The sequence below is a fragment of the Pseudomonas sp. GW822-FHT04C11 genome, from assembly GCF_058800905.1.
This window is the reverse complement of the sequence record NZ_JBXAMS010000002.1, coordinates 500961-514513: the sequence shown is the minus strand read 5'-3', so window position 1 is coordinate 514513 and position 13553 is coordinate 500961. Positions and strand designations below refer to the sequence as shown.

The 13553-nt window shown below is 60.7% G+C and carries 13 protein-coding genes; 9 read left to right on the top strand and 4 right to left on the bottom strand.

The features are described from left to right. The first annotated feature begins 9 nt into the window (after positions 1 to 9). From tsaB to AC1RJ3_RS05195, 5 genes are all read left to right on the top strand, one after another. On the top strand, positions 10 to 684 hold the full coding sequence (gene tsaB / locus AC1RJ3_RS05215; protein WP_054595884.1) for a tRNA (adenosine(37)-N6)-threonylcarbamoyltransferase complex dimerization subunit type 1 TsaB: 675 nt from the start codon (positions 10 to 12) through the stop codon (positions 682 to 684). 281 nt (positions 685 to 965) lie between these two features. Beyond that, complete coding sequence (locus AC1RJ3_RS05210) at positions 966 to 1274, top strand: hypothetical protein (RefSeq protein WP_103315536.1); 309 nt, start codon at positions 966 to 968, stop codon at positions 1272 to 1274. Next, positions 1274 to 2134 (top strand): DUF72 domain-containing protein, encoded by an 861-nt coding sequence (locus AC1RJ3_RS05205; protein WP_493077759.1) that lies wholly within the window; start codon positions 1274 to 1276, stop codon positions 2132 to 2134. The genes AC1RJ3_RS05210 and AC1RJ3_RS05205 overlap by 1 nt, the downstream gene beginning before the upstream one ends. 32 nt (positions 2135 to 2166) lie before the next feature. Further along, positions 2167 to 2988, top strand: a complete 822-nt coding sequence (locus tag AC1RJ3_RS05200; protein WP_493077757.1) for an isocitrate lyase/PEP mutase family protein — start codon at positions 2167 to 2169, stop codon at positions 2986 to 2988. A gap of 16 nt (positions 2989 to 3004) precedes the next feature. After that, entirely contained in the window at positions 3005 to 3703 is a 699-nt protein-coding gene (locus tag AC1RJ3_RS05195) for an extensin-like domain-containing protein (RefSeq protein WP_493077755.1), read from the top strand. Positions 3704 to 3718: 15 nt separating this feature from the next. Here AC1RJ3_RS05195 and AC1RJ3_RS05190 read toward each other — a convergent pair whose 3' ends face one another. Next, positions 3719 to 4339, bottom strand: coding sequence for an energy transducer TonB (locus AC1RJ3_RS05190; protein ID WP_103315532.1), 621 nt, complete (start codon positions 4337 to 4339; stop codon positions 3719 to 3721). A gap of 93 nt (positions 4340 to 4432) precedes the next feature. Here AC1RJ3_RS05190 and AC1RJ3_RS05185 point away from each other — a divergent pair, with 93 nt between their 5' ends. After that, positions 4433 to 5215, top strand: coding sequence for a class I SAM-dependent methyltransferase (locus AC1RJ3_RS05185; protein WP_103315531.1), 783 nt, complete (start codon positions 4433 to 4435; stop codon positions 5213 to 5215). 105 nt (positions 5216 to 5320) lie between these two features. Here the strand turns inward: AC1RJ3_RS05185 and AC1RJ3_RS05180 are convergent, their stop codons facing one another. Next, positions 5321 to 5965, bottom strand: coding sequence for a TetR/AcrR family transcriptional regulator (locus AC1RJ3_RS05180; protein WP_103315530.1), 645 nt, complete (start codon positions 5963 to 5965; stop codon positions 5321 to 5323). Positions 5966 to 6058: 93 nt separating this feature from the next. Here AC1RJ3_RS05180 and AC1RJ3_RS05175 point away from each other — a divergent pair, with 93 nt between their 5' ends. The 3 genes from AC1RJ3_RS05175 (at position 6059) to AC1RJ3_RS05165 (ending at position 11756) form a co-directional block, all read left to right on the top strand. Continuing rightward, positions 6059 to 7147 (top strand): efflux RND transporter periplasmic adaptor subunit, encoded by a 1089-nt coding sequence (locus AC1RJ3_RS05175; RefSeq protein WP_054595892.1) that lies wholly within the window; start codon positions 6059 to 6061, stop codon positions 7145 to 7147. Between the two features lie 6 nt (positions 7148 to 7153). Further along, positions 7154 to 10219 carry an efflux RND transporter permease subunit gene (locus tag AC1RJ3_RS05170; protein ID WP_493077752.1) on the top strand — a complete coding sequence of 1022 codons (3066 nt, stop codon included), beginning with the start codon at positions 7154 to 7156 and terminating at the stop codon, positions 10217 to 10219. A gap of 181 nt (positions 10220 to 10400) precedes the next feature. Beyond that, entirely contained in the window at positions 10401 to 11756 is a 1356-nt protein-coding gene (locus AC1RJ3_RS05165; RefSeq protein ID WP_493077750.1) for a Fic family protein, read from the top strand. Between the two features lie 58 nt (positions 11757 to 11814). On the opposite strand, the gene AC1RJ3_RS05160 is transcribed toward AC1RJ3_RS05165, so the two are convergent. Further along, positions 11815 to 12189 (bottom strand): DUF6124 family protein, encoded by a 375-nt coding sequence (locus tag AC1RJ3_RS05160; RefSeq protein ID WP_103315527.1) that lies wholly within the window; start codon positions 12187 to 12189, stop codon positions 11815 to 11817. A gap of 650 nt (positions 12190 to 12839) precedes the next feature. After that, positions 12840 to 13529 carry a DUF4197 domain-containing protein gene (locus tag AC1RJ3_RS05155; RefSeq protein ID WP_493077748.1) on the bottom strand — a complete coding sequence of 230 codons (690 nt, stop codon included), beginning with the start codon at positions 13527 to 13529 and terminating at the stop codon, positions 12840 to 12842. Positions 13530 to 13553: the final 24 nt, after the last annotated feature.

Here is a 13553-nt window from a genome sequence, read left to right as displayed (position 1 = left end):
GAAACATCGATGAGCACCTTGCTGGCCCTGGACACCGCGACTGAAGCTTGCTCCGTTGCCTTGCTGCATGACGGCAAGGTCACGAGTCATTACGAGGTGATCCCGCGCCTGCATGCGCAGAAGTTGTTGCCGATGATCCAGCAGTTGCTGGCGGATGCGGGCACCACCTTGCAAGCGGTCGATGCGATTGCCTTTGGTCGCGGCCCAGGTGCGTTCACTGGCGTGCGAATCGCGATTGGCGTGGTTCAGGGCCTGGCGTTTGCACTGGATCGTCCGGTGTTGCCGGTGTCCAACCTGGCGGTACTGGCGCAGCGCGCATTGCGCGAGCACGGTGCACATCAGGTTGCGGCGGCCATCGATGCCCGGATGGATGAAGTCTATTGGGGCTGCTACCGCGAAACCGCGGGCGAAATGCGTCTGGTGGGGGCTGAAGCGGTGTTGCCGCCAGAAGTCGCGGCATTGCCGGCAGAGGCCACGGGCGACTGGTTCGGCGCGGGCACCGGCTGGGGCTATGGCGAGCGCATCGCGGTCAACCTGATCGGCCAGGATGCTGGCATGTTGCCTCACGCCGAAGACTTGCTGACCCTGGCCCGTTTCGCCTGGGAACGCGGCGAAGGCATCCCTGCCGACGACGCACAACCGGTTTACCTGCGCGACAAAGTGGCAACCCCCAAAGCCAAGTGAATCCGAGTGCCTTTGTGGCGAGGGAGCTTGCTCCCGCTGGGGTGCGAAGCGCCCCCAAAATCCGCAGCCTCATTTCGTCAGATGTACCGCGTCGGTTAATCTGCGGGCGCTTCGCCCCCGAGCGGGAGCAAGCTCCCTCGCCACAGGGGCGCAGCCAATTGTCAGTTTCTGCCGCGCGCTTTTAAACCTTTTCCGGTTTCTGTGCTCTAGTTATCACTTGGGAGTTTGCGCACACTGGTAAGTGCCGCTAAATTGCCATCATCGATAGCGAGTTTGTACCTATGCGCATAGACGGCTTTGCCTCTCAGTCCTACCCCATCAAGCGCAAGCCACGCAAAGGCAATGTGTCGGTGGACGAGTCCCTCGAGGATATCGATGGCGAGCAGGAGTTTCCTTCTGAGGAGCAACTCGCCGCCCGCGCCGCCAAGGCCTCTGCGCAACGCCTGAGCAATCTTCCCGCTCGTCAGCAGGACATGATCTACCATCGCGCCATGAGCAAAAGCGTGGCGATGGCCCTGGCCAGCTACCTGAGCACCGCGGCTTTCGTCGATTGGGATATGGAAGTGCTGGGTCTCGACCTGCACATCTGATGCGGTTGCCTTATTACCTCGGTTGCCCGTCCTGGAGCGAAAACGCCTGGCGCGAATACCTGTATCCGCAAAACGCCCGCCCCAATGAATTTCTCGACCTGTACTCGCAGGTGTTCAACGCCGTTGAAGGCAACACCACGTTCTACGCCCGCCCTGCGCCGGCGACGGTGGAGCGCTGGGCGCAGACGATGCCGGAACATTTTCGCTTCACCGCCAAATTCCCCGGCGACATCAGCCACGGCGGCGACCTGCGCGAGCAACTGAGCGCCGCCGAAACCTTCGTGCAATTGCTCAGCCCGCTCGGTGAGCGGGTTTCACCGCTCTGGCTGCAACTGTCGGCAGCCTTTACCCCGCAACGGCTGGGCGAGCTGGCCGGGTTCATCGATGGCGTGCAGCGGCCGTTGGCCGTTGAAGTGCGGCATCGGGACTTCTTCGCCAAAGGCGATGCCGAGCGCAGGCTCAATCGGCTGTTGCTGGATCGTGGCGTGGAGCGCATTTGCCTCGATCCACGGGCGCTGTTCAGCTGCACGTCGACGGAACCCTCGGTGCTGCATGCGCAAGCGAAAAAGCCCAAGGTGCCACCGCGTCCGGCGGCTTTTACCCAATTCCCGCAGGTGCGTTTCATCGGTCATCCGCTGCTTGAGGCCAACGAAACGTTCCTGACGCCATGGGTCGAGAAAATCGCCCAATGGATCGAAGAGGGCCGCACGCCGTATATCTTCCTGCATACCGCCGACAACCTGCTGGCCGCCGCTTTGGCACAACGCTTTCATACTCGGTTGATGACGCGTTTGCCTGGCTTGCCGGCGCTGCCTGAGCTATATAGAGAACCCGCCGCCGAGCAGCTTGGGTTGCTCTGACGACGGGTTTTCCCTTCTGCAGGAGTGAGCCAATGGATGCGCAAACCCTTAAAGCTCAGGCCTTCAAGGCCTTACACGAAGGTGCCGGAGCTTTTGTGATTCCCAATCCGTGGGACGCCGGCTCGGCAAAAATGCTTGCCGGCCTGGGTTACCAGGCGCTGGCGACGACCAGTGCCGGTTATGCTTTTTCGCTGGGCCGCCCGGATGGCGCGGTCAAACTCGAAGAGACACTGGCCAACGTTCGGGCGATTGTCGGCGCGAGCGATCTGCCAGTCGCGGTGGATCTGGAAAACGGTTTTGCCGACAGCCCGCAGGAATCCGCCGAGAGCTTGCTACGCGCCGCCGCTGCCGGCGCGGTCGGTGGCTCGATCGAAGACGCTACCGGCCGTGAAGACGGCCCGATTTACTGCTTTGAACACGCCGTCGCGCGGATCGAGGCGGCCGTTGCGGCGGCACGCAGTTTGCCGTTCCCGTTCATCCTGACCGCGCGCGCCGAGAATTACCTGCACGGGAATCCGGACCTGGCCGACACCATTCGCCGTTTGCAGGCCTTTGCCGAAGCGGGCGCCGATGTGCTGTATGCGCCGGGCCTGCGCAACGCCGAAGAGATACTGGCGGTGGTCCGTGCGGTGGCGCCGAAACCGGTCAATGTGCTGATGTCCGGCGGTCTCAAGTTGAGCGTCGCGCAGCTCAGTGAAATGGGCGTCAAACGGATCAGCGTCGGCTCGGCCATGGCCCGTGCGGCCTACGGTGCGTTCTATCAGGCCGCGCAGGAAATTCAGTCGCACGGCACCTTCGATTTCGCCGACCGCGCGCTGCCGTTCGGGCAGATCAATCAGTTGTTCAAAGGCTGACCCACAGGGAGTTGTCGTGCGGTTTCTGAAAGTGCTGTTGGCGGTGATGCTGGTGATGGGCAGCTTGCTGGTGAGTGTCTGGCGCGGCTGGCTGCCGTTGCCAGCCGCCTGGAACCCTTGGGCGCCGCTGGATGTCCGGGCCACGCCGAACCTGCTGACGCGCTTCAAATTGATGAGACTGCGCGATAACCCTGAACTCTGCGACCAGGTGCTCAGCGGTGCGGGGTTGAAGTTCACCCGCCAGGCCGACAGCAACCCGGACGTCGATTGCCCGCTCAACAACACCCTGCGCGTGCAGGGCGGCGAGGTGGCGCTGAGCAGCAGCTTTCTCGCCAGTTGCCCGCTGGCAGTGGCGTTTGTGCTGTTCGAGCGGCATGCCCTGCAACCGGCTGCGCAGGCCACGTATGGGCAGGCGGTGGCGCGGGTCGATCACCTCGGCAGTTTTGCCTGCCGCAATATGTACAACCTCGAAAACGGCTCGCGCAGCCAGCACGCGACGGCCGATGCACTGGATATCGCCGGCTTTCGCCTGGCGGACGGGCGCAGTATCAGCGTGCTGCGCGATTGGCCGAAAGACAACGACGATGCGCGCTTTCTACGCAAGGTTCGCGATGGCGCGTGTGACATGTTCAGCGTGGTATTGAGCCCGGACTACAACGCAGCCCATCGCAACCATTTTCATCTGGATGTCGGGCCGTGGTGGGTGTGTCGCTGAGGCTGAAGTCGAGGATCAGGCGGCGATGCGCAGGTTTTGCAGGACGATCGGGCGGGCCCAGCCGTTATCGAAGTCGAATTGCTTCTGTTGCTCGACCAGCTCTTCATGCGGATAAGGGGTTGCCGGTTTATCCAGCAGGTCGAGTTCGAACTCGGCAATTGGCAGGTGCAACGGACGCGGTTGCGGTGTCGGACCTGGCGCAGGCAATGGCTGGCCGGCGGCCAGGACGATCGGGCGCACCCAAGCGCTTTCGAAGTCTTGTTGCTTCTGTTGCGCGAGAATTTCTTGCGGCGGGAACGGCGGGAATGGTTTGTCGGCCAGGTCCATTTCGAACTCGGCAATCGGCAGGAACAGTGGCTCAGGCGGACGGATTTCGGTGTCCTTCACGTCGCAGGCGCGCTGCGTGACGATGTGTTCGAGCAGTTCAGCGCCAACGGTCGGCTCGATCGGGCCGTCGATGGCGACAGGGGTGTAACTGCCAGGAACCGGTGCAGCATCGCCCAAATGATCGGACAGCGCCTGGGCAAAAAAATCCTGCCACAGGTGACTGACACCGCTCAGTGCTTGGGAGTTGCGCAGGCCATAATCGCCGTGGGGCGAGATGTAGCCTACTGATGTGCGTTGAATGTCTGACATTTCTCTCGGTCGACGCTCAGCTCTGGCAAAATGCTCGATAGTTTTGTTATCGGCCGTTTTTGCCGATCATTAATTTTTTGAGTGTGTTTTCTGATGAGTGAGCAACCCGCGGCCAGCCGCATCAAAGTCCAGGCCCTGGCCGAAGCGTTTCAGGCACGTGCCGAGCACTGGGCCGAGCGATTGAACTTGCCGTTGCTGCTGGACGATGCCGAGTTTGCGTTGCAAGTGGGTGAGCACGGCTTGCAGTTGCAACAGCTCGGCCCGGATGCGCCGGGACCGGTGCGGGTGGACTTCGTCGAGGGCGGCGCGGCCCATCGCCGGTTGTACGGTGGCGGCAGCGGCCAGATGATCGCCAAGGCTGTCGGCGTCGCTCAAGGCGTGCGGCCGAAGGTGCTGGATGCCACGGCGGGGCTGGGCAAGGATGGTTTTGTGCTGGCCAGTCTTGGTTGCGAAATGAGCCTGATCGAGCGTCAGCCGTTGATTGGCGCGTTGCTGGAAGATGGCCTGGCCCGCGCGGCGGAAGATTTTGAGGTGGCGCCGATTGTCGCGCGGATGACCTTGCTCAAGGGCAACTCGATCGAGTTGATGCGCAATTGGGAAGGTGAGCCGCCGCAGGTGATCTACCTCGACCCGATGTTCCCGCATCGTGAGAAAACCGCGTTGGTGAAGAAGGAAATGCGCCTGTTTCGCCCGTTGGTAGGCGATGACCCGGATGCGCCGGCACTCCTCGCGGCCGCACTTGCACTGGCCAGCCACCGGGTGGTGGTCAAACGCCCGCGCAAGGCGCCCTGCATCGAAGGGCCGAAGCCGAGCCATGCGCTGGACGGCAAGTCCAGCCGCTACGACATCTATCCCAAGAAAGCGCTCAAGCCTTAGGACCGTGTCGCCCCCATCGCGGGCAAGCCTTGCTCCTACAGAATTGTCTGACCTGTAGGAGCAAGGCTTGCCCGCGATAGCATCCGCCCAGACGCTACCTATCTATCAGGCCGAATCCGGCCGATATGCCCGCATAAACAACCCCACCACTTCCTGTATGTGAGCCTCGGCCGCGTCCCCGGTCAGGGGTTCGCCGCAGCCGTAGAGCAAGCGAAAATTTGCTGCGCCTTTGAGCATGCAGAAAAAGTGCTCGGCGGCATTCAGTGGCTTGTCGATGCTCAAGGCGCCGATCTGGTCGATCTTCGTCAGCAAGCGCTCCATGCCCTGCAACATCCGCTGCGGACCTGCCTCGAAGAAGATCAGCGAGAGTTTCGGGTCCTGACTCCCCAGCGTCATGATCAGGCGATTCAGGTTCACCGATTCATCGCTGTTGATCAGCAGATGAAAGCGTCGGGCGATGTTCAACAGCACGTTCTCGATCGGCATGCCGTCGGGCAGTTCGAAGAACAGTATGGGCAATTGCTCTTCGCATTTGGCCATCACGGCAGAGGAGAACAGCGTCTCCTTGTCGTTGAAGTGACTGTAAACGGTCAACTTTGATACTCCGGCCTCAGCCGCCACCGCGTCCATACTGGTGCTTGCGTAACCATTGCTTAGAAAAAGACGCTTCGCCGCCTCGAGGATCGCCTCGCGCTTGGCGAGATCCTTCGGGCGGCCGGGGCCGTTGGGTGCAGGAAGATTGTTGGACATTTTTCGCTTTAATACTGGACTGGTGAGTTTGCTATTAATAACATACCGGCCAGTATAAATATTCCGAGCTCCATTAGCGAAAGGTCGTTCACCATGTTCCGCTATGCCTTGCCAGTCAGCCTGGCGTTCTTGTTGTCTGCGTGCGGCCACGAAGAGCCGGCGCAAGTCACCGTGCGTCCGGCCATGGTGGTTCAGCCAGAGCCTTCCGCGCAGGCGATGGACAGCTATCCCGGCGAAGTTCGCGCGCGTTACGAGCCAGACCTGGCCTTCCGTATTGGCGGCAAAGTCAGCCGACGACTGGTCGAGGAAGGGGAGAGGGTCAAGGCCAACCAGCCGCTGGCAGAACTCGATCCCCAGGACGTACGCCTGCAACTGGAAGCGACTCGCGCGCAGGTTGCTGCCGCTGAGGCCAACCTGAACCTGGTGCGTGCCGAGCGTGATCGCTACAAGACCCTGATGGACCGTCAGATGGTCAGCCGCTCGCAGTACGACAATTCTGAAAATCTCTACCGCTCCGGCGAAGCGCGACTCAAGCAGATCAAGGCCGAATTCGATGTGGCCAGCAACCAGGCCAGCTACGCCGTGCTGCGTGCGCCACATGACGGTGTCGTGGCCAAGCGCGCCGTGGAAGTCGGGCAAGTGGTGGCCGCCGGGCAAACCGCCTTCACCCTGGCCACCGACGGCGAGCGTGAAGTGCTGATCAGCCTGCCGGAGCAAAACTTCGGCCGTTTCAAGGTGGGCCAGCCGGTCACCGTTGAACTGTGGACCCAGCAAGGCCAGCGGTTCGCCGGGAGCATTCGTGAGCTGTCGCCGGCTGCCGATCCAAAGTCGCGGACCTTTGCCGCGCGCATCACCTTTAGTGCTGGCAAGGTGCCGGCCGAGCTTGGTCAAAGCGCCCGGGTATTCATTCAACTGGCTGACGTGGTGCCGCTGTCGGTGCCGCTCTCGGCGCTCACCGCAGAAAACGGCGCGACATACGTCTGGGTCGTCGGTGCCAACAACACCCTGAAAAAGGCCCCGGTTCGTGTCGGCGCCTTCGGTGAGAAAAGCGTGCCGGTGCTTGACGGCCTCAACCCCAGCGACTGGGTGGTAGCCGCTGGCGTTCATGTGCTCCACGAGGGCCAGCAAGTACGGCCGGTGGATCGCTCCAACCGCGTGGTCAATCTGGCGGTCAAGGAGTAATCCCCGATGCGTTTCAACCTTTCCGAATGGGCGCTGCATAACCGCCAGATCGTACTGTTCCTGATGATTTTGCTGGCGGTCGTCGGCGCGTTGTCCTACACCAAGCTGGGCCAGAGCGAAGACCCGCCGTTCACCTTCAAGGCCATGGTGATCAGGACCAGTTGGCCGGGGGCGACGGCCCAGGAAGTCTCGCGGCAAGTCACCGAGCGCATTGAAAAGAAGCTGATGGAAACCGGTGAGTATGAGCGGATTGTCTCGTTCTCTCGCCCCGGTGAATCCCAGGTGACCTTCATGGCCCGGGACTCGATGCATTCGGCGCAGATCCCCGAGCTCTGGTATCAGGTGCGCAAGAAGATCAGCGACATCCGCCAGACCTTGCCGCCGGGAATCCAGGGACCGTTCTTCAACGATGAATTCGGCACTACCTTTGGCAATATCTATGCGCTGACCGGCGAGGGTTTCGATTACGCGGTGCTCAAGGATTACGCCGACCGTATCCAGATCCAGCTGCAACGGGTCAAGGATGTGGGCAAGGTCGACTTGCTCGGGCTGCAGGACGAGAAGATCTGGATCGAACTGTCCAACGTCAAACTCGCCACCCTGGGATTGCCGTTGGCCACGGTGCAGCAAGCGCTGGAAGAACAGAACGCGATGTCCAACGCCGGATTCTTCGAAACCTCCAGCGAGCGTTTGCAGCTGCGGGTGACGGGCAATTTCCAGACGGTCGAGCAGATCAGGGATTTTCCGATCCGTGTCGGCGACCGGACCTTCCGTATCGGCGATGTGGCTGATGTGCACCGTGGCTTCAACGATCCACCGGCACCGCGCATGCGCTTCATGGGCGAGGACGCAATCGGCCTGGCCGTGGCGATGAAGGATGGCGGCGACATTCTGGTGCTCGGCAAGGCGCTGGAGCTGGAGTTCGAGCGTATCCAGAAAAACCTGCCGGCCGGTATGCAACTGCGCAAGGTCTCCGACCAGCCGGCCGCGGTGAAAAGCAGCGTCGGCGAGTTCGTCCAGGTGCTGGTGGAAGCGCTGGCGATTGTCTTGCTGGTGAGCTTCTTCTCCCTCGGTGTACGCACTGGCATGGTGGTCGCCCTGGCGATTCCGCTGGTGCTGGCAATGACGTTTGCCTGCATGTATTACCTCGGAATCGGCCTGCACAAGATCTCTCTCGGCGCGTTGGTGCTGGCCTTGGGATTGCTGGTGGACGACGCGATCATCGCCGTGGAAATGATGGCGATCAAAATGGAGCAGGGCTACGACCGGCTCAAGGCTGCCAGCTTTGCCTGGACCAGCACCGCGTTCCCGATGCTCACCGGGACATTGATTACCGCGGCCGGTTTCCTGCCGATTGCCACCGCGCAATCCGGCACCGGTGAATACACCCGCTCGATCTTCCAGGTGGTGACCATCGCGTTGCTGGCCTCGTGGGTCGCCGCCGTGATGTTTGTGCCCTATCTGGGTGAAAAACTCCTGCCGGACCTGGCGAAAATTCACGCTGCCAAACACGGTGCCGGTCAGCCGGACCCTTACGGCACACCGTTCTATCAACGCGTTCGGCGTCTGGTGGAGTGGTGCGTGCGCCGCCGCAAAACCGTGATCGCGTTGACCATCCTGCTGTTCGTGGCTTCGGTGCTGTTGTTCCGTTTTGTGCCGCAACAGTTCTTCCCGGCTTCCGGGCGCCTGGAACTGATGGTTGATCTGAAACTGGCCGAAGGCGCCTCGTTGAGCAACACCAACGAGGAGGTCAAGCGCCTGGAAGCGATGCTCAAGGAGCGCGCGGGCATCGACAACTATGTCGCCTATGTAGGCACCGGTTCGCCGCGTTTTTACCTGCCGCTGGACCAGCAATTGCCGGCAGCGAGCTTCGCGCAATTTGTGGTCCTGGCAAAAACCATCGAGGAGCGCGAAAGCCTGCGCACCTGGCTGATCGAAACCCTGAACGAACAATTCCCGGCCTTGCGCTCGCGGGTCACGCGCCTGGAAAACGGTCCGCCAGTGGGGTATCCGGTGCAGTTCCGGGTTACCGGTGAACACATTGAAGAAGTCCGCGCGCTGGCACGTAAAGTCGCGGCCAAGGTGCGTGAGAACCCGCATGTGGTCAACGTGCACCTGGACTGGGAAGAGCCGAGCAAAGTGGTGTACCTGAACGTCGATCAGGACCGCGCGCGAGCCTTGGGCGTGAGCACGGCAAACCTGTCGAGGTTCTTGCAAAGCTCACTGACCGGTTCCAGCGTCAGCCAGTACCGTGAAGACAACGAGTTGATCGAGATCCTCTTGCGCGGCACCTTGCACGAACGCACCGAACTGTCGCGGCTGTCGAGCCTGGCGGTGCCGACCGACAACGGCAAAAGTGTCGCGCTGTCGCAGGTGGCGACCCTGGAATACGGCTTCGAAGAAGGCATTATCTGGCACCGCAACCGCTTGCCAAACGTGACGATTCGCGCCGACATCTATGACAAGGAGCAACCGGCAACCCTGGTTAAGCAGATCCTTCCGACACTCGAGCCGATTCGCGCGCAATTGCCTGACGGTTATTTGCTGGACGTCGGCGGCACGGTAGAAGACTCGACCCGTGGCCAGGATTCGGTGAATGCCGGTGTGCCGTTGTTCATCGTGGTTGTACTGACCTTGCTGATGCTGCAACTGCGCAGCTTCTCACGCACGGCGATGGTGTTTCTGACAGCGCCGTTGGGATTGATCGGTGTCACCTTGTTCCTGATGGTGTTCCGTCAGCCGTTCGGTTTCGTGGCCATGCTCGGGACCATCGCGCTGTCGGGGATGATCATGCGTAACTCGGTGATCCTGGTCGACCAGATCGAACAGGACATCCTCGCCGGGCTCAAACCCTGGCAAGCGATCATCGAAGCCACGGTGCGGCGCTTCCGGCCTATCGTGCTGACTGCACTGGCCGCCGTGCTGGCGATGATTCCGTTGTCACGCAGCGTGTTCTTCGGCCCGATGGCGGTAGCGATCATGGGCGGCTTGATCGTCGCGACGGCGCTGACCTTGCTGTTCCTGCCGGCGCTGTATGCGGCGTGGTTCAGGGTCAAGAAAGAACCGGTTTGACACAGGAACCGTAGGAGCAAAGCTTGCTCGCGATGGCATCAACGCGGTCATCAGGTCGACCGCGTCGCCTGCATCGCGAGCAAGCATTGCTCCTACAGATATCTCAGTTTTGGCTGATATTGAGACATGGGCGTCGTTATGTTGTACTCATAACTCAGTTTCTCGAGTTTTTGAGACAGCGATGATAAAAAGCCCTCCAGCCATAGACCCGAGTCTTTTCGACGCACTCGGCCAATCGCCTCACAAGGAAAAGCTGGTCGACTATCTGGCACTGCTCAAGCCGCTGGATGATCAGGGGCGTTACTTGCCGTTCGATGATCTGCGTTTTCGCTGGCCGCCCGGTCTTGATCCGACCTTATGCTGGGCCTTGGTGAAAAAGGCCCGCGTGGCGCAATACGTGCGTTTGTTGCCGCTGGGCGAGCCGAGCCAATGGGGCCAGTTCGTCCTGACACCGCTGGCACAGAAAACCCTCTCGACGGTTGATCGTCAGGCCACGACCGCCGCGCTGGAATACATGACTCATCATATCGGTGAGACGGCGCATTTCAGTTACCTGCTCAATGACCTGATCGAAGACGAAGCCATCAGCAGCAGCCAGCTCGAGGGCGCCGCGACCACCACGCTGGTGGCCAAGGACATGCTCAAGCGCAATCGCCTGCCGCGTACCCCGGACGAGCGAATGGTTATCGGCAACTACAAAATGATGATCTTCGCCTGGGAAAAACGTCACGAGCCATTGAGTGTCGAACTGATCCGGCAACTGCATCGTGTCGGCGTCGAAGGCATTGATGACGCGCTGTATTCGCCGGGACTTTTTCGCAGCAATGATCAAGTGGTGGTGCAGGATGGCGAAGGCAATACCGTTCATACACCGCCGCCATCCACGGGCATCAGCGCTCGGCTCGATGGATTGGCGAGCTGGATCAACCAGCCCCACGACGACCCTCTACGCGTTGATTATGTGCACCCGATGATCAAGGCCATCGCCCTGCATTTTGCCCTGGGCTACGAGCATCCGTTTCGCGATGGCAATGGCCGGGTGGCGCGGGCGTTGTTTTACTGGTTCATGTTCAAGAATGACTTCTCGGCATTTCGCTACATCGCGATCAGCATTCTGCTGCGCAATGCGCCGGTGAAGTACGGTCGGTCTTATGTGCATACCGAGAGCGACGCGCTGGACCTGACGTACTTCATCGATTACCAGTGTTCGGTGATTTTGCGGGCCGTGACCGGGTTCACGGCGGCTTATCAAAAAAGCCTGGTTGATGCCGAAGGTTTTGATCGCTGGCTGGAGGAATCCGGGCTTTTCGAGCAGTTGACCGAGAAGCAGCGCACGCTGTTTCAGATTGCCAAGAGCGGCAGGGCCAAGGAGTTTACCGCGGTCAATGTGAAGGACAACCTGAACTGCTCCTACAACACGGCGGCCACGACCTTGAATGGTTTGGTTGAGTTGAAGCTGTTCGAGAAGAAAAAGATGGGCCGTGAGTGGGTGTTCTTTTTGCGCGAGTCATCACACATCAAAACAGACTGGTCGTAGGCTGCGATCCAAACATCAAAAGATCGCAGCCTGGCGCTGCTCCTACGCGGTGGTGCTGTTAAGTCTCTGGCTGATCAATGTTATCCAGCGCGCGGTTTACCGCCAGTTCCGCCAGGGCGACCATCTGCTGAATCGCCAGTGCGCTGTTGCGTTTGGGGCCGTCGAGTTCAAACGCCAGGTCGCTGGCCATGACATTGGCCGAGGCCAGGGTTTCGCAGGCGTGGGCCAGCAGGGTTTCGCTGTCGACTTCCGGGGCGATGACGAAGATGCAGCTGGGCCGGCGGTCGGTCAGCAACTTCTTGGTTTCAGGTAACAGCAGGTAATGATCGAGCGCCCGGTGGGCGGCGGCGTGGAGTTCTTTCGAGTCGAGGGACGCATAGGGGGAGACGCTTTCGGCGTCGGCTTCGGGGGGATTGGGTGTGGGCTTGAACATGGTGAATCTCCTGATGAACATAGGAGCCGACACCATCGCTACCAAACGATTTGGGTGGCGGCCATACGCAGGTTGGTAGACCGGTCACCAGGATCCCGGCGCACCCGAAGGCGCCCTGCGCATAGCCACCATTTAGTAGAGACCGAAAAATGGCTCTACGAGAGGTGACACTATGCGCCTGATGAAGAACGGGCTACCAAACCCGATCGCTGATTTTCAGCGACCCGGAGACGATAGAGCCCAGTGCCCAAGCGCACAAGCCGGCGGATTCTGGCGTAGGTGTAGGGCGCAACGCAAGACGCTGTGGCTTGTGACGAACGCAGTCGCCATGCAATTAAACACCACCAAACTGATGTGGGGGCGGGCAAGCCCTAATCCCCATAGTCAAGCCGTTACGCGACCCTGTAGCAGCTGGCGAAGCCTGCGTTCGAGTGCGAAGCGCTCACAAAATGGCAAACTTCGTCCTTTCAGGGACACCGCATATCGCCTATTTGCGACCGCTTCGTCCGGATGCGGCCCAGACCTAACGCAGGCTGCGCCAGCTGCTACAGGGAATGTGCCGAGGCTGACATTCTTTGACTTACAGGCATTAAGGCAAGCCCGCTTGTATTGATCGTTCCCGCGCGTGGGAACGATCAGCGGGGGGAGGGTTACAGCGCGCCGAAGACTTTCTTCGCCAGGCTGGTCGCGGCTTCCGCCGGGTTGGCGCGGATGCCTTCTTCTTTCTGGGCGATCATCTTGAACAGGCCGTCCAGGGCTTTTTCCGTCACGTAGCCTTCAACGTTGGCACTCTTGGCATCGAGCACGCCGAAGGTTGCCGCCTGGCTGGCGAACGAGTTGTACTGCTTGGCCAGGCCCACCTGGTCAGTGGCTTGTTTGACGATCGGCAGGAACTTGGCGCGGATTTGTTCGCGGCTGGTCTTGTCCAGGTATTGGGTGGCCGAATCCTTGCCGCCGGTGAGGATGCCCTTGGCATCGGTCACGGTCATCTTTTTCACCGCATCCACCAGCAGCGCCTGGGCCTGCGGCATGGCCGCTTCCGCCGCCTTGTTCATGCTGGTTTCCAGTTGATCGACCTGGTCCCCCATGCCGAACTGTTTCATCTTGCTGGCGACCTTGCCCAGTTTGCCCGGCAGTTCGATCTTCACTTCAGGGTTGTTGCTGAAACCGCCCGGTTTGCCGAGCGTGGTGACGGCCGCTACGGCCCCTTGGGCCAGGGCGTCCTTGAGACCGCCCGAGGCTTCTCCCTGGGAAAGACTGCCCAGCGACAGGGCCAGCGCGTTGGCGGAGATCAGCAGGCCAGCACAGAGGCCGGCGAAGCGAAAGGTAGAGCGGAGCATGGCAGTTTCCTTGTTCGATAAAAG

Bases quoted from the DNA above. Each gene is read 5' to 3' on its own strand.
- tsaB (WP_054595884.1), top strand. From the start codon at position 10: ATGAGCACCTTGCTGGCCCTGGACACCGCGACTGAAGCTTGCTCCGTT.
- AC1RJ3_RS05210 (WP_103315536.1), top strand. From the start codon at position 966: ATGCGCATAGACGGCTTTGCCTCTCAGTCCTACCCCATCAAGCGCAAG.
- AC1RJ3_RS05205 (WP_493077759.1), top strand. From the start codon at position 1,274: ATGCGGTTGCCTTATTACCTCGGTTGCCCGTCCTGGAGCGAAAACGCC.
- AC1RJ3_RS05200 (WP_493077757.1), top strand. From the start codon at position 2,167: ATGGATGCGCAAACCCTTAAAGCTCAGGCCTTCAAGGCCTTACACGAA.
- AC1RJ3_RS05190 (WP_103315532.1), bottom strand. From the start codon at position 4,339: ATGTCAGACATTCAACGCACATCAGTAGGCTACATCTCGCCCCACGGC.
- AC1RJ3_RS05185 (WP_103315531.1), top strand. From the start codon at position 4,433: ATGAGTGAGCAACCCGCGGCCAGCCGCATCAAAGTCCAGGCCCTGGCC.
- AC1RJ3_RS05180 (WP_103315530.1), bottom strand. From the start codon at position 5,965: ATGTCCAACAATCTTCCTGCACCCAACGGCCCCGGCCGCCCGAAGGAT.
- AC1RJ3_RS05175 (WP_054595892.1), top strand. From the start codon at position 6,059: ATGTTCCGCTATGCCTTGCCAGTCAGCCTGGCGTTCTTGTTGTCTGCG.
- AC1RJ3_RS05170 (WP_493077752.1), top strand. From the start codon at position 7,154: ATGCGTTTCAACCTTTCCGAATGGGCGCTGCATAACCGCCAGATCGTA.
- AC1RJ3_RS05165 (WP_493077750.1), top strand. From the start codon at position 10,401: ATGATAAAAAGCCCTCCAGCCATAGACCCGAGTCTTTTCGACGCACTC.
- AC1RJ3_RS05160 (WP_103315527.1), bottom strand. From the start codon at position 12,189: ATGTTCAAGCCCACACCCAATCCCCCCGAAGCCGACGCCGAAAGCGTC.
- AC1RJ3_RS05155 (WP_493077748.1), bottom strand. From the start codon at position 13,529: ATGCTCCGCTCTACCTTTCGCTTCGCCGGCCTCTGTGCTGGCCTGCTG.